Source organism: Bacteroidota bacterium (genome assembly GCA_018831055.1).
Lineage (GTDB): Bacteria > Bacteroidota > Bacteroidia > Bacteroidales > B18-G4 > M55B132.
The window spans coordinates 1-22683 of record JAHJRE010000039.1; the positions used below are offsets into that span (position 1 = coordinate 1).

19 protein-coding genes are annotated in these 22683 nt (G+C 42.7%); 11 read left to right on the forward strand and 8 right to left on the reverse strand.

The genetic code is table 11. From position 1 onward, the window contains the following. Window positions 1-424 (forward strand): outer membrane beta-barrel family protein (locus KKA81_02635; protein ID MBU2649807.1); only part of this gene is annotated, 424 nt, incomplete at its 5' end. Continuing rightward, on the forward strand, window positions 327-1202 hold the full coding sequence (locus tag KKA81_02640; protein MBU2649808.1) for a hypothetical protein: 876 nt from the start codon (window positions 327-329) through the stop codon (window positions 1200-1202). The genes KKA81_02635 and KKA81_02640, both read left to right, overlap by 98 nt. A gap of 28 nt (window positions 1203-1230) precedes the next feature. Here KKA81_02640 and rffA read toward each other — a convergent pair whose 3' ends face one another. The 6 genes from rffA to KKA81_02670 all read right to left on the reverse strand — a co-directional run bounded on the left by rffA (window position 1231) and on the right by KKA81_02670 (window position 8912). Further along, window positions 1231-2361: a dTDP-4-amino-4,6-dideoxygalactose transaminase gene (gene rffA, locus KKA81_02645; protein MBU2649809.1), complete on the reverse strand. Its 1131-nt coding sequence runs from the start codon at window positions 2359-2361 to the stop codon at window positions 1231-1233. Between the two features lie 14 nt (window positions 2362-2375). Then, the gene (locus tag KKA81_02650) at window positions 2376-3296 is read right to left on the reverse strand and encodes a glycosyltransferase family 2 protein (protein ID MBU2649810.1); all 921 of its coding nucleotides are present in this window, start codon (window positions 3294-3296) and stop codon (window positions 2376-2378) included. 29 nt (window positions 3297-3325) lie between these two features. After that, a complete protein-coding gene (locus KKA81_02655) occupies window positions 3326-5338 on the reverse strand; it encodes a tetratricopeptide repeat protein (protein MBU2649811.1) in 2013 nt (670 codons plus the stop codon). A 15-nt stretch (window positions 5339-5353) separates the two neighbouring features. Next, entirely contained in the window at window positions 5354-6148 is a 795-nt protein-coding gene (locus KKA81_02660) for an alpha/beta hydrolase (protein ID MBU2649812.1), read from the reverse strand. After that, window positions 6141-7532 (reverse strand): aminopeptidase P family protein, encoded by a 1392-nt coding sequence (locus tag KKA81_02665; protein ID MBU2649813.1) that lies wholly within the window; start codon window positions 7530-7532, stop codon window positions 6141-6143. The genes KKA81_02660 and KKA81_02665 overlap by 8 nt, the downstream gene beginning before the upstream one ends. A gap of 81 nt (window positions 7533-7613) precedes the next feature. Further along, window positions 7614-8912, reverse strand: coding sequence for an aminopeptidase P N-terminal domain-containing protein (locus KKA81_02670; protein ID MBU2649814.1), 1299 nt, complete (start codon window positions 8910-8912; stop codon window positions 7614-7616). Between the two features lie 162 nt (window positions 8913-9074). On the opposite strand from KKA81_02670, the gene KKA81_02675 reads away from it, so the two are divergent. The 8 genes from KKA81_02675 to KKA81_02710 all read left to right on the forward strand — a co-directional run bounded on the left by KKA81_02675 (window position 9075) and on the right by KKA81_02710 (window position 19257). Beyond that, entirely contained in the window at window positions 9075-9755 is a 681-nt protein-coding gene (locus KKA81_02675) for a succinate dehydrogenase cytochrome b subunit (protein ID MBU2649815.1), read from the forward strand. A gap of 37 nt (window positions 9756-9792) precedes the next feature. Then, window positions 9793-11733 (forward strand): fumarate reductase/succinate dehydrogenase flavoprotein subunit, encoded by a 1941-nt coding sequence (locus tag KKA81_02680; protein ID MBU2649816.1) that lies wholly within the window; start codon window positions 9793-9795, stop codon window positions 11731-11733. Window positions 11734-11777: 44 nt separating this feature from the next. Continuing rightward, window positions 11778-12539 carry a succinate dehydrogenase/fumarate reductase iron-sulfur subunit gene (locus KKA81_02685; GenBank protein MBU2649817.1) on the forward strand — a complete coding sequence of 254 codons (762 nt, stop codon included), beginning with the start codon at window positions 11778-11780 and terminating at the stop codon, window positions 12537-12539. 4 nt (window positions 12540-12543) lie between these two features. Further along, the gene (locus KKA81_02690; GenBank protein ID MBU2649818.1) at window positions 12544-13680 is read left to right on the forward strand and encodes a DNA polymerase III subunit delta; all 1137 of its coding nucleotides are present in this window, start codon (window positions 12544-12546) and stop codon (window positions 13678-13680) included. A 40-nt stretch (window positions 13681-13720) separates the two neighbouring features. Continuing rightward, a complete protein-coding gene (locus KKA81_02695; protein ID MBU2649819.1) occupies window positions 13721-14827 on the forward strand; it encodes a hypothetical protein in 1107 nt (368 codons plus the stop codon). 67 nt (window positions 14828-14894) lie between these two features. Then, the gene (locus tag KKA81_02700) at window positions 14895-15362 is read left to right on the forward strand and encodes a gliding motility lipoprotein GldH (protein MBU2649820.1); all 468 of its coding nucleotides are present in this window, start codon (window positions 14895-14897) and stop codon (window positions 15360-15362) included. A 19-nt stretch (window positions 15363-15381) separates the two neighbouring features. Further along, window positions 15382-17649, forward strand: coding sequence for a transglycosylase domain-containing protein (locus KKA81_02705; GenBank protein ID MBU2649821.1), 2268 nt, complete (start codon window positions 15382-15384; stop codon window positions 17647-17649). Window positions 17650-17667: 18 nt separating this feature from the next. Next, the gene (locus KKA81_02710) at window positions 17668-19257 is read left to right on the forward strand and encodes a hypothetical protein (GenBank protein ID MBU2649822.1); all 1590 of its coding nucleotides are present in this window, start codon (window positions 17668-17670) and stop codon (window positions 19255-19257) included. 18 nt (window positions 19258-19275) lie between these two features. Here the strand turns inward: KKA81_02710 and KKA81_02715 are convergent, their stop codons facing one another. Further along, window positions 19276-20181, reverse strand: a complete 906-nt coding sequence (locus KKA81_02715; protein MBU2649823.1) for a flippase-like domain-containing protein — start codon at window positions 20179-20181, stop codon at window positions 19276-19278. Beyond that, entirely contained in the window at window positions 20178-21125 is a 948-nt protein-coding gene (locus tag KKA81_02720) for a glycosyltransferase family 2 protein (GenBank protein MBU2649824.1), read from the reverse strand. The genes KKA81_02715 and KKA81_02720 overlap by 4 nt, the downstream gene beginning before the upstream one ends. A gap of 165 nt (window positions 21126-21290) precedes the next feature. On the opposite strand from KKA81_02720, the gene KKA81_02725 reads away from it, so the two are divergent. Next, window positions 21291-22682 (forward strand): hypothetical protein, encoded by a 1392-nt coding sequence (locus KKA81_02725; protein ID MBU2649825.1) that lies wholly within the window; start codon window positions 21291-21293, stop codon window positions 22680-22682. Window position 22683 lies beyond the last annotated feature (1 nt).

Genomic DNA, 22683 nt, shown 5'->3' on the forward strand with positions numbered 1-22683 from the left:
CAATTATTTTTATCATAATGCCGGTTTGGATTTCACCTGGATCATTTGGAAGGGGTTGGTTTTTAGAAATGAATTGAATCAGCGTTTATACAGGGGGTTGAATGAGGATCTTGATGATGATTACCTGTTATGGAATGCAAGTATAGGGTGGAAATTTCTGAAAAACCATAGTGCGGAAGTATCTCTTGCGGTATATGACATTCTGGATCAGAACAAAAGCATATCCAGGAATGTAACGGAAACATATATTGAAGATTCGTCAACAGAGGTATTACAACGATATTTTATGCTTACTTTCACATACAATTTAAAAAACTTTGTACAAGATGAGAGTCAACCCATGGAAGGGCCGGGATTTGGTCCTGGCGGCAGGTCTTCTTTTGGTCATCCCGGTGGTGGGCCTCCTCACGACAGGATGCCATAGGATGCCGGTCTCAAAGTCATACTGGCGAGCGGAATCGGGTATGGAAACAGCGGCTTTTTCAGGATATGACAAAAAATCCGGGATACGATGGAAGGTTTCTAACGATGAGAACAGCTTATTCCTGGAATTTGACACGGATAACAGAGGTGTTCAGAGAAATATCCTGATCGCCGGTGTAAAAATCTACATTGATACCACCGGCAAAAAGAAGGAAGGGATGTACCTGCACTATCCATACCGTGAGGGTGGAATGCGGGAAAGGCCGGATATGAGGCCGCCACAGGATGAAGGGATGGAATTTGGCGCAGGTCCCGACCGGCAGCAGGCTGTTCAGCGCATGACGATCCGGATACCGGGTAAAGCGCTTTGGGTGTCGGGGGATGGTGAATATCACATGGATCTTCAACTGGAAAAGACTGATTTTTCAGGTTCCATTGCATTTGATTCAGCCGGTTATCTGATTTATCATGCGTCAATTCCTTTAAAATTGATCTTTCCGGCAGGGAGGAGTAGGGGCATACCCTTTGCTTGCGGTATTGCCGCGGAAGGTATTATTCGTTCCCCAGGAATTGAATCGGATGGTTTCGGAGGTACCCGGGGCAGCGGTCAGGGTGGTTTTCCTGGATCCGGGCAAGGAGGAGGGAATTATGGTGGAGGACAAGGGAGAGGACAAGGAGGGGGGCCACCTGCGGGTCAACGGCCATCGGGATCGATTTCATCGGGTACAGAGATATGGTTTCAGACTGAGTTGGCGAAGCCAGGAATAACCAATCATTAGAATACAGCAAAGTCAATAATAGCCTGGATCAGCTTCGGAAGAAATCTGAGACTTTTTCTGCCACGAAGGCTATTTCATTCTCCGAAAGTCCGTAAAAAAAAGGAAGTCGCACGATGGTTTCAGCATAGCGCACAGCATTAGGTAGTTCTCTTCCATCGTGCTTATCTTTATAATAGGGGCTGTTATGCAACGGCAGGTAATGGAATACGGCATGCACGCCTTTTTTGTTCAGGAATTGGAGTAATTCAATTCTTTCCTTAGGATTCCTGGCCAGGAAATAGAACATACTTCCATTTACATTAGCATAACCGGGGATTACCGGAAGGGTTAACAGTCCTTTATCCTGAAGGGGCTTGAGATAATCAAAATACGTATACCAAATATCTTTCCTGCGCTGTTGTATTATTTTCATGTCCTTAAGCTGGGCCAGGAGGGCTGCTGCCATCATTTCGGATGGCAGGTATGAGGCGCCCACGTCCACCCATTCGTATTTTACAACATCACCTCTTTGAAATGCCGCGCGGTTGGTGCCTTTCTCCCAGATAATTTCTGCCCTTTCTTTCAGTTTACCATCGTTAACGGTCAACATTCCGCCTTCGCCGGTAATAATGTTTTTCGTTTCATGGAATGAGAAGCTTGCCAGATGTCCGATACTTCCCAATGCGCGTTCGCGGTACCATGAATCGATGGAGAGGGCAGCGTCTTCCACAACAAGCAGATTATACTTTCGGGCGACATGCATGATGGCATCCATGTTGCAGGCAACACCACTGTAATGGACCACAATGATGGCTTTTGTACGGTGTGAAATCAATGATTCGATGAGAGTTTCATCGATATTGGGTTGGTCGGGGCGGCTGTCGGCGAAAACGATTTTTGCATTGTGCAATGCAAAGGCACTGGCAGTAGAGACAAAGGTAAAAGACGGGCAGATCACCTCATCGCCGGGTTCAAAGCGGGTCAGTACGGCGGCCATTTCCAGGGCATCGGTGCATGAATTGGTTAAGAAAGCCTTTCCAAATCCGTATTTTTTTTCGAAAAACGAATGGCACTGACGTGTAAAGTTCCCGTTGCCTGAAATACGTCCTTCACGGGCAGCTTCCGTCATGAAATTTATTTCATTACCCGTGAAATGAGGCTTGTTAAAAGGGATTTTCATGGCACAACCTTAATTTAGAGGACTTTGTCGATGTGGTAGGGAGGTTTTCGCTTTTGCACCTGATAAATACGACTGATATATCCACCGATAACACCAAGGCTGAAGATAATCAGGCTTGTACTAAAAAGAACCGTAACGATGAGGGATGTATATCCCAGGGGAATATCCAGAAAGAGTTTTTTCAGGATAAAGTGAACACCCAGAAGGAAGGTCAGTACAGAAATAGTGAAGCCTCCGTATATCATTATTTTCAGTGGCATATTGGTATAAAAGAAAACCAGGTCGGATGCGAGACGGAAAAGCTTGATAGGGGTGTAACCCGACTTATTACCCTTTCTTTTATGATGTTGCACTTCCACCTGTAAAATATCATCGGTGTACCATTGGAGAATTTCATCGATATAGACGAAGTGGAGGTCGTGTTCCACGATCTTGTCGATGATCTCCTTCCTTATCAACCTGAATGAGGATCCTTTGCGAGCTCTTCTGTAAAATACGCTGGAGTACTTTCTAACGGAGTAGCTTCCAATGTTCCGGATGATTGAATGCTTTTTATTCCTGAAAACTCCATAAACCATATCCGGGTTGTAATCATTCGCCACTGCAGCGAGTTTTTCTATTTCGGCAGGAGGGTGCTGGAGATCATCGTCCATTGTAATGATATAATCACCCTTCACGAAGTGGAAACCGCACATGATGGCGTTGTGCTGTCCATAATTTTTGTTAAGCCGGATGGCTGTAATGTTTCCAGGGTTTTCTTTTTTGAGGTGTGTAAGCACTTGCCAGCTTTGGTCACGGCTGCCATCGTCGATGAAGATGACTTCAAAGCTTTTGCTGATCTTGTCAAAAACCTCTTTGATTCCTTTGTACAGTTCGCTCAGGAGTGTATCACTCTGGAAAACGGGAACAACAACCGAATAATCAACCTGGTTCATGCCGAAAAGTTAGGTCATGCAAATATAATCTATTTCCGTTCAGGAATGGGGTTGTCGCCTGAGGCCTTTCTCAGTTTCTCAAAGTAGAATCCTGCTTTTTCTTCATCACCTTTTTGGCGGTAATAGCGGTTGAGGAACATGCTCACCTGGGCGGGAGCGCCCATTTCAACAGCTTTTTCATAAAACCCAATGCCCTTTATAGTGTCTCCGATACTAAGATAATAATTACCAAAGTTAAGGTAGGGAAGGGTTTCTTTCGGGTCAAGTTTGATGATTTCTTCATTCAGGATGAGGGCTTTGCGGAAATCACCTTTCAGGAAATGGAGATTAGCCAGGCGTGATCTGGGATTGATGATTCCCGGTTCCAGTTCTATGCACTTTTCGTACATAATCATTGCAGAATCGCGCATGCCTTTATTTTCGTATACCATTCCGAGGTTAAAGAGGGCGACCCCATAATCCGGTTTGATCTCAATTGCCTTCTTGAAATACTTCATAGCCTGGTCGTAATCCTTGAAAATTTTATTGTAGGCAATCCCGAGATTGGACCAGGATGAATAATGTTCAGGGTAGATTTCCAATGCTCTTTTCCAAAAACCGGCGGCTCTTTCTGCCGAGGGTTTAATGAATTTGGTAACATCCACGGGTTTTGATAGTTCTCTGTTGACTTGTCGCATAATTTCGTCGGCCAGAAGGTCATTGGCTTTAACCGAATTATGAAGGTGTTTGATATCGGCATTGAACAAGGTATATTGTGTATTCCAGTCCTTGTTTCTGTCGCGGGTTTTTAAGGTGGAAGGGATCAGCAATAATAGAACAATAACGGTAACGATTGCTGTATTTATGCTGAATGCATTGCTTGTTTTTCCTGCGAGCCTGAAAACCAGGAAGAGGATATAAACAATGGCAAGGATAAAAGGCAGGGAAGGAAAGAAAAGAAAGCGTTCAGCGATGATACCCGGGGGAAAGGCTACAATATTTGAATATGGAGCCATTGTGATCAGGAAGAACAAAAACGCAAAGGATAAAATAGCTTTTTTCCTGAAAAAGATCACGGCATACACAAACATACCCAGATAGATCAGGAAAGATAGTATTACCCAGGGGTTGGCCGGTCCGGTGAGCGGGATCATGTCATAGCCGTAATAATAAACGAGCGGGTGGGGATAGAACAGTAAGCGCAGATAATATAATAACCCATAAAGTCCTGTGGATATTCTGACAAGGAAATCATCCTGGTATCCGATGGGGTTTTCGTGAAAGCGGATGATCCTGGAAGTTTCCGGCAGGTAAAGGTATGGACCGAAGATGGATACAATTGCTACCAGCAGCATTACCCCCGTGATAATGAGTATTTTCTTTGGTTTCATATCGGTAAAGAAATGAAAGACCAGAGGGAAAACCAGGATAGTAGAAACAATAGAGGCTTTCGAAAGGAAAGCGAGAATATAGAAGATGATACCCCAGAATACCGGCCATTTTTTCCCGTAATCGGCATATTTCAGGAAGGCCTGCAGGGAGAGCAGGAAAAACCCGAGGCTAAGGATCTCGTCGCGGTTTTTAAGGCTGGCGACTACTTCGGTATGAATGGGATGGGCAACAAAGAGAAGGGTTATAAGAAAGGGGAGATACAGGCTTTGGTTGCGGAAGAGCCTTTTAAGAACCTGAAAAATCAGCAGGGCAAGCAGGATGTAAAGAAGAAGGTTGATAGTATGGCTGATATAAGGCATTTTAGGATTATTCTCTCCGAAAATACCGTATTCAATAGCGAATGAAATCCTCACAACCGGCCGGTATCCATAATGCATATCTTCCAGTTCACGGGAGGCATAAAGGGAAGTCATAATTTCCGGTATGGCTTTGAAACCCTGCTTGATCAGATCATTTCCCGATGAGATATGATAATCATCGAGGGAGTAAAAATTGCCAATGGTATTACTATAATTAACTGCGCCCAGCAGGATAATGACCAGGATGAAAATCCGGTTCAGCAATTTTGAATGGTTCTTTTCATTCAAAGGTGTAGGATCGGGTTGTTTCATATAACCAAGGATGAATTAAAGTGTTCTGTCGGCCAGCCCTTTGATTGCCAGCATGGTTTGTTTTCTGGCCTCAATGAAGCCCATATGTCCTGTCCCATCCAGGATAAGTATTTCGGAGTGTTTTGGAAGGATGACCTGTTCCATGATCAAATCCATAGGAATGCGGGAGTCGTCTTTTCCAATGATGAACAAAACAGGAAATCCCGCATTTTTCAGTACATTTTCCTTCCCGGTCCTAAGTTTCATCCCTTCGAGTGCTGCGATGATGTTTGCGGGGGATATTTTGGAGGCCTGGGAATGAAGTTTTTCAATTTCTCTTTCATACAATTCTTCATTTCCGGGAGAGAAGAGAGAAGGAATGAACTGTAGGATAAAGTCGTGATGATTTTCTTCCACTATGCGGATTGTCCGGTTACGGTTTGCTTTGGCTTCCGGGCTGTCGGCAGCGGCATGTGAGTGGAATAGAACGAGAGCGCCTATTTTTGCGGCATACATTTCAGCAAACGACAATGCCACATACCCTCCCATGGAATGTCCTGCCATCAGGCATTGCTTGACGTTAAGCGAATTAAGAACTTTGTTGACGGCTTCCGCCATGATTTCCATGGTATTGATCATATCAATACTATCGCTCTTTCCGAATCCGGGGAGGTCGATGGAGACCACGCTGTAATCGTTGGAGAGAAAGTCTTCAAAACGGTTCCAGATTTTGGAATTCTCCAGGAAGCCATGGAGCAGGACGATGGTTTTTCCATGGCCTTTGACCCTGAAACGGATGTCTTTTCCTTTAAATTTGATACTACTAACCATTGTACATAATCTTTTCAATTTCCAAAACTGATTTCGGAATAGGTTTACCCAGGACGATGCAACCCGATTCTGTAATCAGGATATCATCTTCAATACGTATGCCGCCGAAGTCTTTGTATGTTTCCACTTTATCGTAATTAATAAATTCGGAAAATTTCTTTTCATTGCGCCATTGATCGATGAGAGCCGGTATGAAATAAATTCCGGGTTCATCGGTGATCACAAAGCCGGGCTGTAGTCTTCTGGCCATACGCAGGAAAGCAAGTCCGAATTGTTTAGAGCGTTGTATTTCCTGATCATATCCTACAAAGTTTTCGCCCAGGTTTTCCATATCATGAACATCGAGGCCCATCATATGTCCTAATCCATGTGGGAAGAACAGAGCGTGAGCACCCTGGCTGACGGCTTCCCCAATATCACCCTTCATCAGGCCGAGAGCTTTCAAACCTTCTGCGATGGTTGTTGCGGCAAGCAAATGCATTTCTCTGTAAAATATACCGGGTTTGCAGGCTGCAATCACGTCGTTATTGGCTTTGAGGACGATCTCATAGATTTCTTTCTGACGGGTATTGAATTTTCCCCCGACAGGAACGGTACGGGTGATATCGGAGGCATAATGCATTTCCGATTCGGCCCCGGCATCGGTGACCATCATTCTGCCTTCCCGGAGGGTATTCCCGTGATAATGATTATGTAATGTTTGACCGTTAATGCTAAGGATCACCGGGAAAGAGACAGGGCCTCCCATGGAAAGGGATATCCCTTCGATGGTACCGGCTATTTCTCTTTCAACAACCCCGGGCATGGCCATTTTCATGGAGGTGGTATGCATTGCATAGGCAATATCCATAGCTTTTTCGATCTCTCTGATTTCGTGTTCGTCCTTGACCGACCTGAGTTTAACAACACCACGGATCAGCTCTTCGGAGACATAGGATTTGATTTTCGGGAAATCGACATCCAGGATTCTGTTAAGCTGCATCCAGTGATCGCCCCGGTAAGGAGGGAGGATGTGCAACCTGCGTCCTGAACCTATGGCTTTACTTAAATATTCAGGAAGTGCAGACAAAGGCCGGGTATGTTCTACTCCTACTCTGAGTGCACGGTCTTTCATGGATGGCTGGGGGCCCATCCAAATAATATCGTCCATAGTGACATCGTCACCGAAAATTATGTCGTTACCTGCATCTAAGTCTATGATGGCAGCAAGATCAGGCTGGTCGAGGCCGAAAAAATATAAAAAGCTGCTATCCTGACGGAAATGATAGGTGTTGGCGGGGTAATTCATTGAGGCTTCCTGGTTGCCCATAAAAAGGATAACGCCTCCGGAAAGTTCTTTACGCAGGTTTGTTCTGCGTTCCTGGTACAAACTGGCTTCAAACATATTGGTCATTTTTTGTTAATTACGACTTCAAAGGTAAATAAAACATGGGTGAATTAGGTGAATCTGTCCGGAAAATCAGGATCATGAATTTCTGTCATTCATGATTGATTCTATCTCAGATGCTTCTGCCGGTATGTTTTCCGAAAGGTTAACCGGTCCGTTTTCGGTAACCAGGATAACATTTTCTATCCTGATTCCCATTTTTTCTTCTCTGAGATAAATGCCCGGCTCGAAGGTAAGCACCATTCCTGGTTGAAGAATTTCATATTTTGTGCCGACATCGTGCACATCAAGTCCGATGAAATGGCTGACACCATGCATGAAGTATTTCAGGTACAGCGGGTTTGATGGTGGTTGCTTTTTCACATCTTCGGCAGAGAACAATCCGAGTCTGATCATACTTTCTTCCATCATGGCATTCACCTCTTTGTTAACGTTATCGATAGTATTACCCGGGACCAGGAGTCTGCCGGCCTGTTCCTGGATTTTCATGATGGCATCATAGAAAGTCTTCTGTCGTTTGGTAAACCTTCCGTTAACCGGGATGGTACGGGTGATATCGGCGGCATAGTTTAAGTATTCTGCGCCAAAATCCATGAGGAGGAGGTCACCGCTGCGGCATATATCGCTGTTAGTAACATAATGCAGGAAGCATGCATTTTCCCCGGAGGCAATGATGGGTTTGTAGGCGTGATTCCTGGCTCCGTTCATCATAAAAGCGTAGGTTATCTCAGCTTCTATCTGGTATTCTTTCATTCCGGGAACAATGTTTTTCAGTACCCTGTTAAAGGCAAGCCCGGTGATGTTGATAGCCTGTCGAATAAGATCAATCTCCGTCTCCGATTTAATCATTCGGAGTTTTTTCAGCAGGGGGGCAAGCCTTTCATACTTGTGTAGAGGGAATTTGCTTTGGAGTTCCCGGCTGAACCTAAGGTCGAAATAGGGAACGGGGTTTGAGTATTTTGGATATTCATTGGCATTCAGATACACAGATTCGGATGCTGTCATGACTTCATGCAGGAAGCTGTCGAAAGAGTCGTTATACAGGATGGTTTTTATTCCTGAAATACTTGTGGCTAGTTCTTTATCCAGTTTTTTACCTTCCCAGGTTTCCACGGCAGGATCAGGTTTACGGATGAAGAGGACTTCCTGAAAATCTTTATTATGGTATGTGGGTGCCAGGACAAGGCGGGTCATTTCCTGGTCTATGCCGGTGAGATAATACAAATCTGAATTTTGCCGGAAAGGGAAACTCTGGTCACCATTCCTGGGGTATTCATCGCTGGAGTTGATGATTGCCAGGGAGCCCTGGGGCAGGAGAGATATAAGGTTTTTCCTGTTTTGTTCGAAGAAGTTAGATGCGGGTTGAGAAATGTTCATCATTCACCAATTATTTAAATTGAATAAAAATTAACATCCGGACATTTATCTGTGATAAATTTAACAATGGATTTTCCATACATTTGCCTATTAACATGCAAAGAAACATTATTTAATGTTCTGTTACAAATCGTTAAACATACATTTGAAAAATTGTATTTTATGAGTAAGTTCCTGCACTATTCATCACTGACGAAGAAATACATCATGTCCATTGCCGGATTTTTCCTGATGGTGTTTCTGATCGTCCACCTGACCATCAACCTGTTCATTTTGCCGATCACGGAAAATCACGAGGAGATCTTCAGGGAAGCGGTACACTTCATGACCAGCAATCCTTTGGTGAAGATCATGGAGATCTTTTTATTTGCAGCTTTCATTATTCACATCATTTATGGTGTGGTACTTCAGTTGCATAACTGGAGATCCCGTCCCATCCGTTACAAAATTGAAGGTTGGTCGCATACCTCGTATTTTTCCAAGTTCATGATCCATACGGCGGTGATTGTTTTCATCTTTCTGGTGATACACATGATGAACTTCTACCTGGTCAAAGCCGGGCTTACCAAGGCTCCTGAGGGGCCGGTGGTTGTTCAGAACAGCCATGATTTTTATCATATGGCCATCAATCTGTTTTCAGACACAACCTATTCCGTGTTATATATTTTGCTGATCATTGTATTGGGTTTTCATCTGAATCATGCATTTCAGTCGGCCTTTCAGTCTCTGGGATGGAACCACAGCAAATACACTCCAGCGATTAAGTTAGTCGGGAACGTTTATTCCATTGTGATACCTTTGGGATTCATACTCATTCCATTGTATTTTATCTTTTTTGTATAACCATTGATTATCAAGACATTCAAAATAATTTGCCACTATGACAAAACTTGATCCAAAAATACCGGAAGGTCCTCTCGCCGAAAAGTGGAGCAGGTATAAATCGACTCAGAATCTTGTCAATCCTGCCAACAAGCGGAAGCTCGACATAATAATCATCGGTACGGGGCTGGCCGGAGCATCGGCAGCAGCCAGTCTCGGGGAAATGGGTTTTAAGGTAAAGGTTTTCGGGATACATGAGAGTCCGAGGCGTGCTCACAGTATAGCTGCCCAGGGAGGTATCAATGCAGCGAAGAATTATCCGAACGATGGAGACAGCATATACCGTTTGTTTTACGACACCATAAAAGGCGGTGATTACCGGTCGAGGGAAGGCAATGTGTATCGACTTGCTGAAGTCAGCAACGATATTATCGACCAGTGTGTAGCTCAGGGGGTTCCTTTTGCCCGTGAGTATGGTGGTACGCTGGCAAACCGTTCTTTTGGGGGAGCATTGGTATCCAGGACGTTTTATGCCCGTGGCCAGACCGGTCAGCAGTTACTTTTAGGTGCTTATGGTGCCTTGATGAAAGAGATAAACCGTGGTAATGTCACCATGTATCCCAAGCGGGAGATGCTTGATCTGGTGATCATTGACGGTCGTGCCCGGGGAATAATCACACGTGAATTAAATACAGGGAAGATAGAACGTCACTCTGCCCATGCCGTAGTAATTGCAACGGGTGGTTACGGCAATGTTTTCTTTCTTTCCACTTATGCGATGAATTCCAATGGAAGCGCATCCTGGCAGTGTTATAAGCGGGGTGCGTTCTTCGCGAATCCGTCATTTACACAGATCCATCCCACCTGTATCCCTGTCCATGGCGATTACCAGTCGAAACTGACACTGATGAGTGAAAGTCTCAGGAATGATGGCAGGATCTGGGTTCCGAAGAAGAAAGAAGATGCGGAGAAGATCCGCAAGGGGCAAATGAAGCCTGTGGAAATCCCGGAGGAAGACAGGGATTATTATCTTGAGCGCCGTTATCCGGCCTTTGGCAACCTGGTTCCCAGGGACGTTGCTTCCCGTGCAGCCAAGGAAAGATGTGATGCAGGCTACGGGGTTGGCAGCACAGGCCTTGCCGTTTACCTTGATTTCGCCGATGCTATCAAGAGACTGGGTTTATCGGTGATCGAAGCCCGTTATGGGAATCTTTTCCAGATGTATGAAAAGATTGTGGATGAAAATCCATACAAAACACCGATGATGATCTATCCGGCGGTTCATTATACTATGGGAGGTACCTGGGTTGATTATGAACTTCAGACCACGGTTAAGGGACTGTTTGCAACGGGGGAATCGAATTTTTCAGATCACGGGGCCAACAGGCTTGGGGCTTCGGCCTTGATGCAGGGATTAAGTGACGGGTATTTCGTGTTGCCTTACACCATTCAGAATTACCTTGCCGACCAGATCAATGTGCCGCGGTTCTCCACCGATACACCCGAGTTTACAGAAGCCGAAAAGGCTGTCCGGGAAAAGATCAACCGTTTGATGAGCATCAGGGGCAACCGGACAGTTGACAGCTTCCACCGTGAGTTGGGGCATATCATGTGGGAATATGTGGGTATGGCAAGAAATGAAGAAGGATTGAAGAAGGCAATAGAGCTCATCCGGAAGACGCGCGAAGATTTCTGGAAGCAGGTGAGAGTGCCAGGTAAAGCCGAGGATGTAAACCTTGAGTTGGAAAAAGTCCTCAGGGTGGCCGATTTTCTTGAGATCGGGGAATTGATGGCCCGAGACGCTTTGAACCGGAATGAATCCTGCGGGGGGCATTTCAGGGAAGAATACCAGACCCCGGAAGGGGAAGCCTTGCGTGACGACAAGAACTACACTTATGTTGCTGCCTGGGAGTATAAAGGCGACGACAAGGAACCCGAGCTGCACAAGGAACCCATCAAGTTTGAGTTCATTGAGGTCAAGCAAAGGAGTTACAAGTAAGCATCCGATTTACAAAACGATTAACGAATTTAAAAATCACACATATGGATTTGACTCTTAAAATCTGGAGACAGGCGAATCCCGCAACCAGGGGAAAATTTGAGACTTACCAGGTGAAGGGTATTTCTTCCGATGCATCATTCCTGGAAATGCTGGATATTCTCAATGAGCAGCTTGTGATGGAAGACAAGGATCCGGTGGCATTTGACCACGATTGCCGGGAAGGTATTTGCGGGACCTGTTCATTATACATCAACGGAAGGCCGCACGGACCTGACAGTGGCATTACGGTATGCCAGATGCACATGAGGAATTTCAAAGACGGATCGACCATAACCATAGAACCATGGAGGGCCAAGGCATTTCCGGTGATCAAGGATCTGATGGTAGATCGTACTGCCTTTGAAAAGATCATTCAGGCAGGGGGATATATTTCCGTGAACACGGGTAATGCTCCTGATGCCAACGGTATCCCGGTACCCAAATATGCTGCCGATATTGCCATGGATGCTGCTGCCTGTATAGGTTGCGGTTCCTGTGTTGCTGCCTGTAAAAATGCCTCGGCCATGCTTTTTGTAGCAGCCAAGGTATCACAGTTTGCCGTGTTGCCGCAGGGGAAAGTTGAAGCTGCACGCCGCGTTCAGGCTATGGTCAATAAGATGGATGAACTGGGATTTGGTAATTGTACCAATACCTATGCCTGCGAGGCAGAATGTCCTAAAAACATTTCCGTCAGTCATATTGCCAGGATGAACCGTGAGTTTTTCATTTCCAAAGTTTGCTCATCCAAAGAAGCAGTAAAATAGGACCATGCTGTTCAGGGATATACCGGGATATGCCGGAATCAAGAAACGGCTCCTGGGTACCGTGGCGGATGGCCGTGTTAGTCATGCCCAGCTTTTTCTTGGTCCGGAAGGCAATGGTAAGTTTGCGCTTGCACTTGCCTATGCCAGGTATGTGAACTGCCGTGACCGCAACGATAGCGATGCGTGCGGGACTTGTCCATCCTGTGTGAAATTCAATACACTGGCACATCCCGACCTGCATTTTATATATCCGGTAGCAAGTACCAGCGAATTCAAGGATCCCAGAAGCAGGGATTTTATTCCCCAGTGGAGGTCTTACATCCTGGAATCGAATTATTATCCGGCTTTGAACGAGTGGTACGAAAGGATAGGGATAGAAAAGAAGCAGGGCATCATCAATGCGAAGGATTGTAACGAGATCATCCGACTTTTGAGCTATAAAAGCTATGAGTCGGAATATAAGATCATGATCATATGGATGGCGGAGCGCTTGTATTATTCTGCTGCCCCTAAAATACTGAAGATCCTGGAAGAGCCACCGGATAAAACCTTGTTTATATTGATTTCTGAAGACCAGGATGAGATCATCAACACTATATTGTCGAGAACCCAGATTGTAAAAATTCCCCGGTTTGAGGACAAGGACCTTCAGGAATTGCTGACACGGCAGACACAGCATACAGAAGAAGACATCCGCAGGGCAGCCATGGCATCAGGAGGTAATTTACATTCAGCCAAATCTTTCCTGGAAGCTACGGAAAGGGAAAAATTTAATTTTGAGACCTTCAGAAATTGGATGCGGCTGTGTTTTAAAAAAGATATTATTGGGATTGAAGGATTTGTGGGAGAAGTTGCACGCAGTACCCGGGAAGAGCTGAAATCTCTCTTCCGTTATGCATTGATGGTTTCGAGGAACAGTCTGCTGATCCATTATAATCAGAATAAGAATGTTTTCCTGCCACCGGAAGAAATGGATTTTAACGTAAAAATTGCGCCATTTCTTCAACCTGCTGTGCTGGAACGGTTTGTCGGGATTTTCGAGGAGGGGCACAATCATATTGAGAGGAATGCTTATGCTCCATTGACTTTAATGGATATGTCGCTGAGGATAATGGAATTGTTCCGGGAAACATCTCAGTGATAATTTTGTACATTTGCCGGAATGAATTGATGATAATATCATGGACGATACAAACCACCATATTTTCAATAATATATTCCTGACCCGGGGATTAACGGAAGAACCGGCAAACAATGAGAGGGGTCAGTCATCATTTAAACATGGCTGTTGTAAGCTTGACAGTACCGAATGGGTGAATGATATCCCCATGGCTCCCGGGACAGAAGTTTTCGATTATGTTGAGGTAAGGTTTAAGAACAGCCACAAAGAGTTTTTCATGGTTACGCAGGGTTATGAACTGTTGGTTGGGGATATTGTAGCGGTGGAGGCCTCGCCGGGTCATGATATAGGGATAGTTTCCCTTACCGGAGAGACGGCCCGCCTGCAGATGAAAAAGAAAGGGCATTATATACGAACCGATACCGTTAAGCAGGTTTACCGCAGGGCACGTATCACAGATCTTGAAAAATGGGTAAGTGCTGTGAAGAGGGAAAAACAGACCATGCAACGGACCAAGTCGATCGTTGAGAACCTTGGCCTTGACATGAAGATGAACGATATTGAGTATCAGGGGGACAATACGAAAGCCATATTTTATTATACGGCTGAAGACAGGGTAGACTTTCGGGAGTTGATCAAGATCCTTGCTGAGGAATTCCGGGTAAGGATAGAGATGCGTCAGATCGGGGTGAGACAGGAAGCTGCGCGTTTGGGTGGTATTGGATCCTGTGGCAGGGAATTGTGCTGTGCAACGTGGATAACCCGTTTTCGCTCGGTGACCACCAATACGGCGCGCACACAACAGTTATCGCTGAATCCGCAAAAACTAGCCGGTCAGTGCGGAAAGTTAAAATGCTGCCTGAACTTTGAAAACGATTGCTACATAGATGCTTTGAGCCATTTCCCGGATAACCGGATAGCATTAAAAACCGGAAAAGGAGAGGCAATACATCATAAGAGTGATGTTTTCAAAGGGGTTATGTGGTATAGTTATGTTAATGACAAATCCAAGATCCTTGCCATCAAGATTGAGAAGGTGAAAGAGATCATGGCGATGAATGAGAAAGGAGTTTTCCCTGAAAAACTGGAAGACTATGCCGAAGTGACTGAGAAGAAGGTGGATTACGGTAACGGCATGGAGCAAAATGACCTCCACCGCTTTGATTAAATTTATTGGGTTTAACAATAAATTCCCCTTTCGGTACTTATCAAAGAAAGTTTTTATCTTTACCCGGATGTCAAGATATATTGTTTACATAATCCTGCCGGTTTTGTTTCTTTTTTTTATTTCCTGCGACAGGGGGAGGTTGTATGACAGGTCCTTTTCGGTTGCTGATCAGATTTGGCATATGGACTCAGCCATGGTTTTTTCTGTAGAGGTTGACGACAGCCTGTCGCTTTATAGGTTTTATCTGAATATCAGGCATAATACCGATTATCCCTTCAGTAACATTTTCCTTTTTCTGGATACGCGCTTTCCAAACGGTAACACGGCGCGTGACACGCTGGAATGTATTCTGGCCGACAAGCAAGGTCGCTGGTATGGCACGGGGGGAGGCAGGATCAGGGATAATCAGATCCTGATCCGGGAAGGATTGAAATTTCCGAGAAATGGTGAGTACTTATTCAAGATTACTCAGGGGATGAGGGAGACCGGGTTGGAGGGAATGGAAGATGTGGGAATCAGGATAGAAAAGATGTAAAATATAAAGTGAGTTATTGATGGCCGGAGTGGAGAAAAAGAAAAAGCGCCCATCCAGGTACCTGATCCGGTTCTGGGGACTATACCTAACGGTTCTCCTGATAGTTTTCCTGATGTTTTTCGGGATAGCTCATGGGTGGTTCGGATACATGCCCGGATTCGAGGAGCTGGAAAATCCGGAAAGCAACCTTGCATCGGAGATTTACTCGGCTGATGGCGTGTTGCTGGGTACCTATTATATTGAGAACCGTTCCAATATCCATTTTCAGGATTTACCTCCTCATTTGGTCAATGCCTTGTTGGCGACCGAAGACATTCGTTTTTACAAGCATGCAGGCGTGGATTCCAAGGCATTATTCAGGGTTGCATTTGGTGTTTTAACCGGTAATTACAGTGGAGGAGGCAGTACCATCACCCAACAGTTGGCTAAGAACCTTTTTCCGCGTGGCGAGAACCTGACCAAAATGCAACTGGTGATGCGAAAGTTCAAGGAGTGGGTAACGGCTACAAGGCTGGAACATAATTACTCCAAGGAAGAAATCATTGCCATGTATTTCAATACCATGGATTACGGGCATCAGAGTTTTGGGATCAAGTCGGCGGCAAGGACATTTTTCAACAAGACACCGGATTCGTTGAACCTTGAAGAGTCGGCACTGTTGGTCGGAGTGGTGAACGGGCCGACCTGGTACAGTCCGGTAAGAAACCCGGGTCACGCACTGCAGCGGAGGAACCTGGTTTTATCGCAGATGGAGAAATACGGGTTCATCGACAAGGAGACATTAGACAGTGTATCCTCCATACCCATTGACATGTCGAGATTTCGGGTTCAGGACCACACGGCTGGGCTGGCGCGTTATTTCCGGGAGTATCTCCGGGTGAATTTGCATGACTGGTGCAGGAATCATTACAAAGCCGATGGCAATCCGTACAATTTATATAAAGATGGTTTAAAGATATATACTACCATTGATTCAAAGATGCAGACATATGCAGAGGAGGCTGTGGCCGAGCATCTTGCAAGCGATTTACAGCCGGCTTTTTATGAGCATTGGAAGGGGCATCGTTATGCACCATATGTTTTTGAACCTGAGGTTATCCAGGAAGAGATCAGGAGGTTACAGGATCAGGCCATGCGCCGGTCGGAGCGGTATCAGCGTTTGGCTTCCCGCGGGGTAGAGGAAGATTCCATCCGGATAGTCTTCAACACGCCGGTATCTATGGAAGTATTTACCTGGGAAGGTGATGTTGATACCATATTGACGCCGATGGATTCCATCCGTTATTATAAATTTTTTCTGAATGCAGGGCTAATGGCTATGGATCCCCATTCGGGCCATGTAAGGGCTTATGTTGGGGGTATTGAATACCGTTTCTTCAAGTATGATCATGTGACTCAGGCCAAAAGGCAGGTTGGTTCCACGTTCAAGCCATTCTTATATACACTGGCCATGCAGGAAGGAGAGTTTTCTCCCTGTTATAAGGTAGCGAACATTCCATATAGCGTAGAGCTTCCCACGGGGGAGTTCTGGGCACCCAGGAATTCATCCGATGCGAGAGTTGGTGAGATGGTCACCCTGAAATGGGCCCTGGCCAACTCAAATAACTGGATATCGGCTTTTCTGATGAAAAGGTATTCGCCATTGTCGGTGATCAAGATAGCAAGGAAGATGGGCGTAGTAAGTGAGATCCCGCCGGTTCATGCGATAGCGTTAGGGTCGGCCGATCTTTCCTTGTACGAAATGGTAGGAGCGTTCAATTCCTTTGCCAATAAGGGGGTTTATGTGGAGCCAATATTTATCACCCGCATTGAAGACAAGAACGGTAATGTTGTTGAGGATTTCATACCGGATAAGAATGAAGCCATGAGCGAAGAGACAGCCTATTTGATGCTGGAGCTGATGAAAGGGGTGGTACAAACGGGTACAGGTATACGTTTGCGGTTGAAGTACAGTTTTCAGAATCCTATAGCCGGCAAGACCGGAACCACGCAAAATCAGAGCGACGGATGGTTTATGGGCATCACACCGGATCTGAGCGCAGGAGTATGGGTAGGATGTGAAGATCGCGGGGCCCATTTCCGCTCAATTTCCTTAGGTCAGGGAGCCAATATGGCCTTGCCCATATGGGCACTATTCATGCACAAGGTTTACGCCGACTCCACCCTGGGCGTGGGTATGGGAGATTTTGAAAAGCCGTTAAAAGCATTGGACTTGGAGTTGAATTGCGATGAAAGTGAAGATGTGGAGGGTGTTTTAATGGAATTTGGTGAGGAGGAGGAGTTTTAAGGTTTCTAAACATTTCTAATGAAGAGAAATTTTTCAAATTTATTAAGGGAGTTATTTAGCTTAAAATTAGCTAGAACAATCAATTGGATGATATTGATCTTTATAATGATTTTTAATTTCTCTAACAAGATATGGCTGACCGATGACAAAATCATTTATTCCGATGTTAACTCGTACTATGCATATTTGCCGGCTTTATTTATACATCATGATATTTCTCTGGAATTTATAAAGGAAGATGTAAATAAACATACCAAGCATTTTTGGCCTTTACCGACAGCTACCGGGAAAAATGCCATCCTTACTTCCATGGGAATGGCTTACCTATATCTTCCTTTTTTTATTATAGCTCATATTGTAACACCATTTCTGGGTTATGAGGCAGATGGGTTTTCTATTCCCTATAAGGTGGCAATAGTTATTGGTTGTTGGGTTTATCTTGCAATCGGATTGTATTTTCTTAGAAAGTTTCTGGAGAATTATTTTAAGCAGATAGTGATTGCTATTACAAGCATTGCAATAGTAATCGGGACTAATCTTCTTTACTATACTACATTGGATGCTGGAATGTCTCATACATACAGCTTTACATTATTTGCAATTTTTCTTTTTCTCACGGTCCGTTGGTATAAAAATCCTGGTTTATTAAATACATCCTATATTGGAATGGTTTTAGGTTTAATAAGTCTGGTTCGGCCCTCAAATATTATTATCCTTGCATTAATTATCTTTTGGGGGATTACAACATGGGCAGGTTTATTGGAAAGAGTTAAGTTTTTTATAGGAAAGTATTACCTCATAATTCTAATGGTTTTTTTCTTTTTTCTTGTTTGGGCTCCTCAATTCCTTTATTGGAAATATATATCCGGTTCTTTTTTATTTAATACTTATGGAACTGTTGGTGCCAGGTTTTATTTTGATGACCCTGAGATAACAAATACCTTATTCAGTTACAGGAAAGGGTGGTTAATTTACACACCTATAATGACTCTGGCGCTTATTGGTATTGGATTTCTTTACCAAAGAATCAGACAAGCATTTTTCCCAATTCTCATTTTTACCTTATTAAACATTTGGGTGATAGCATCTTGGTGGTGCTGGTGGTACGGAGGTAGTTACGGACAAAGGACCTTTATAGAGTCATATGCTATTTTAGCATTACCCTTTGCTACAATTACATCGTGGTTTTTTAAGAAAAAAATACTCCTAAAGGTAATATACATAATCCTTATATTGATTTTTTCCGCACATAATATTTTCCAGGTAATTCAATACAGGAATGGTGCCATTCATTATGCGATGATGACTAAAGAGGCCTACTGGAGCAGTTTCCTGAAAGTTTATCCTGAAACTGAATTTTGGGAACTGATAACCTGGCCTGATTATGAAGGAGCAAAAAAAGGCGAATATAAAGAAAACAGACCTGTGATATTTGACAGGAGTACCTATGAGAAAGAAATTGAATATTATGAAAACAGGTTGAGGAATAGTGAGGATTTACAACCCATGTTAAAAGAGAAAGCTGAAAAATGGGGGATTTCAATTGATTCTGTGATAAAAATGGATGCTATTTGGTTATATAATCATAATAAAAACAAATCTGAATAGTTCAATCGATTAATTGATTTATTGTTTGGAATTTTTCTTAGATAATCTTAATAATACCGCAAATAAAAAGATAAAGATTTCTCCGGAAAGGAACCAGAACCTTGCTAAAAAAGAAATACTGATAGCTGCATCCTCAGGAATTCCTGTTAAAATAAGATAACCTGAAATAATTCCTTCTCTTACTCCCAATCCACTTGGAATGATAATGGCAAGTAATCCCAGGGTCACCCCAAGAGGGAATGCAAAAACAGCCATTATTGTAACTTTTGGATATATAGAATAACTGAAGAAATAGAAACCTACCATCCAGATTATCCAATATGCTGAGCAAAAAAGAATGATTGTTGTATTTTCAGAAAAGCGTAATGCCGGGACCTGAATGTCTTTTTTAAAAACCCGGTTAATTAGTTTAATTACAGTATTATGAAATGGCTTTAAAAACAAAAATATAGTCAGAAGTATAAATATCCCGAAAACCAAGATGCTTAAGCTCTTTATTCCATAATATATTAAAACGGGAATAATACTTATCCCTATTCCAGTCCAAACATATATTAATTGTTCTTTTAAGGAAGCCAGTGAAGAAGTATTAATAGAATATCCAAGGTTTGAAACATAAGTTGCTCTTCCCAAAACCACCCAAATTTTACCTGGAATATATTTTGCGAATATTGATAATCCATGTGAGATGACAGCATTCTTTGAACTTATGGTAATATGGTGTACTTTAAGTGCATTCCCCCAACTGAGAGAACTCATAGTAATTCCAATCCAGAATAATACGATCGATGCTGCTAAAGCAATATAATTAAATTGGATTTTATCAAAGTTGATATAATCGGTCCGGATTAAATAAATAAACAGGAAAATAAAAGAAATGTATATCAGGATATTATATAATAATTTGCTTTTAATTAGTTTCATCTGAGTTTTTTGTTACTGTCCATATCAAACCACATGGCAAAAAGGATGAACTGTATTCCCATAATCACGGCAAACATCCATGCAAGGAAATTTACTTTTGGTATGTGATTAAAGACGATCCAGAAATACAATACCCTAATGAAAAGGGGTATGCTGATTAAATTCAGAAAGAAACCAAATAGATAAAAGAAAATCAGGGGATGAAAATCTCTAATGATATACTTTTCTTTCAGGCGATAGAAAAACATCTTTACCAACAACCAGGAAATTGTCCGGACAACTTTTGAAATCTTCATTTTTGATTGCTCTCCGATATTATATACCGGATCGGTTATAATATCCCTGACTTTAAAATCAAAAATATTAAGTCTAACCAATAAATCATTCGGTTGTCCATAACGTTTGTACATCTTATCCCAGTCTATAGTATGAAGTGCTTTCTTATCAATTACGGTATAACCTGACTGGGAGTCGGCAATATGCCAGTATCCTGAAGCAATTTTCGTAAGAAGAGATAGAATGGAGTTCCCCCAGTAACGTGTTCTGGGAATTTTTTGATACGCTTCTCCGGAAAGTAGCCTGTTGGTTTTTGTATAATCTACTTCACCGCTGACAACGGGGTCCAAAAGATCAGGGAGATGTTCCGGGTCCATTTGTCCATCTCCTGCCATGACAACAGCTGCATCATATTCATTATCTCTGGAATATTTATAACCTGAGGCAATAGCCCCACCCACTCCCTGGTTTTTTTCATGAACAATCAATATGATTCTGGAATATTTCTTTTGTAGTTCTTTAACTACGGTTACAGTATTATCAGTGCTTGAATCATCAACGATAACCATGCCATCAATATAATCCGGCATTTGTTCGACGACCTTGTTTATTTGATTAGCTTCATTATAGCATGGAATGACAGCTGCAATCTTTTTTCCTTTATACATAGCAAAGAGATGAATGGTTGACCGGCAAAGTTATAAACAAATACATAAAAAATACAATATAGCCCGATTGAATCCAAATTCAGGATTTTAAAAAATTTCTCATTCTACGTTAAGGTTAATAATATTTAAATGTAAAATTTACTAATTTTCCACCGCAATGAGACTATGAAAACAAAGGATATTTTCAACCGCATGGGGAAATTTTTAATGAAACATATAGTTTATGTTTCAATAATATTGGTTTGTCTGGTAATCTTTTTAACAGACAATGAGGTAAAGTTTTGGAAAGTCCCTGGCCGGGTTATCGCTCATGATGTAAAGTCTTATTATGCATATTTACCTGCTGTATTTATACATCGGGATATTTCACTTGACACCCTGAATGAAAATTTTGCATTAAACAATAATTTACAGTCCATAAAACATAATAATGGGAAATTCTTTCTTCGCTATACAATGGGCAATGCAATCATGTACCTGCCATTTTTCATAGTGGCTCATGTTACTTCTCCTCTTTTAGGATATGAGCAGAATGGCTACACTTCTCCATACAAAATAGCTCTATTGATAAGTAGCGCATTTTTTCTGATTATTGGTTTGCTCTTTTTAAGAAAATACCTTTTAAATTACTACTCTCCGATAAGTGTCGCAATTGCCTTGTTTGCAGTAGTTGTCGGTACAAATTTGCTTTTTTATTCAACTTTTGAAGCGCCTATGCCACATGTTTATGGATTTTCTTTAATAGCCGCCTTTCTTTATATGACTACCTTATGGTATAAAAAACCCAATGCCGGCAATTCAATAACACTAGGGATTATCTTTGGTTTGATTTCATTGATCAGGCCCTCTAATATTATTGTTGGTCTTTTCTTTGTGTTATATAATATAAGAGGAATTTATGACTTGAAAGATCGTGCAAGATTTTTACTTATTAATTATCGTAAGCTGCTATTTATTATAGTCTTTATTTTCTTAGTCTGGATTCCTCAATTGCTTTATTGGAAATACATTACAGGACAATTTCTTTTTTATTCTTATGAAGATCAAGGGTTTAATTTGATTAACCCACAGATTATCAATAGTTTGTTTAGCTACAAAAAGGGTTGGTTCATATATACTCCTATAATGCTTTTTGCAGTGATCGGCTTGTTTTTTTTACGAAAGTATCAGCCTGGTATATTAATTCCGCTGATACTTTTCCTTATTTTGAATATCTATATATTATCTTCCTGGTTCCAATGGTACTTTGGAGGTAGCTTCGGCTTAAGGGCCTATATAGATTCATATGGCATCCTGATCATACCGCTTGCGGCTTTAATTCAGTTTTTTATCCAATTGAAAAATCGTTATCTGATTCCTTTTCTTATAGTTTTTGCTTTAATAGTGGCATTTAATGTATTTCAAACCTGGCAATATTATTATGGGTCCATACATTGGGTAAATATGAATAAAGAGTCTTATTGGGAATCTTTTGGTAAGTTAAAACCAACAGAAAGGTTTTATCAGTTAATCCAGGAGGAAGAAATGAAAGATAATGAATGCCGTAACCAGCAGTAGA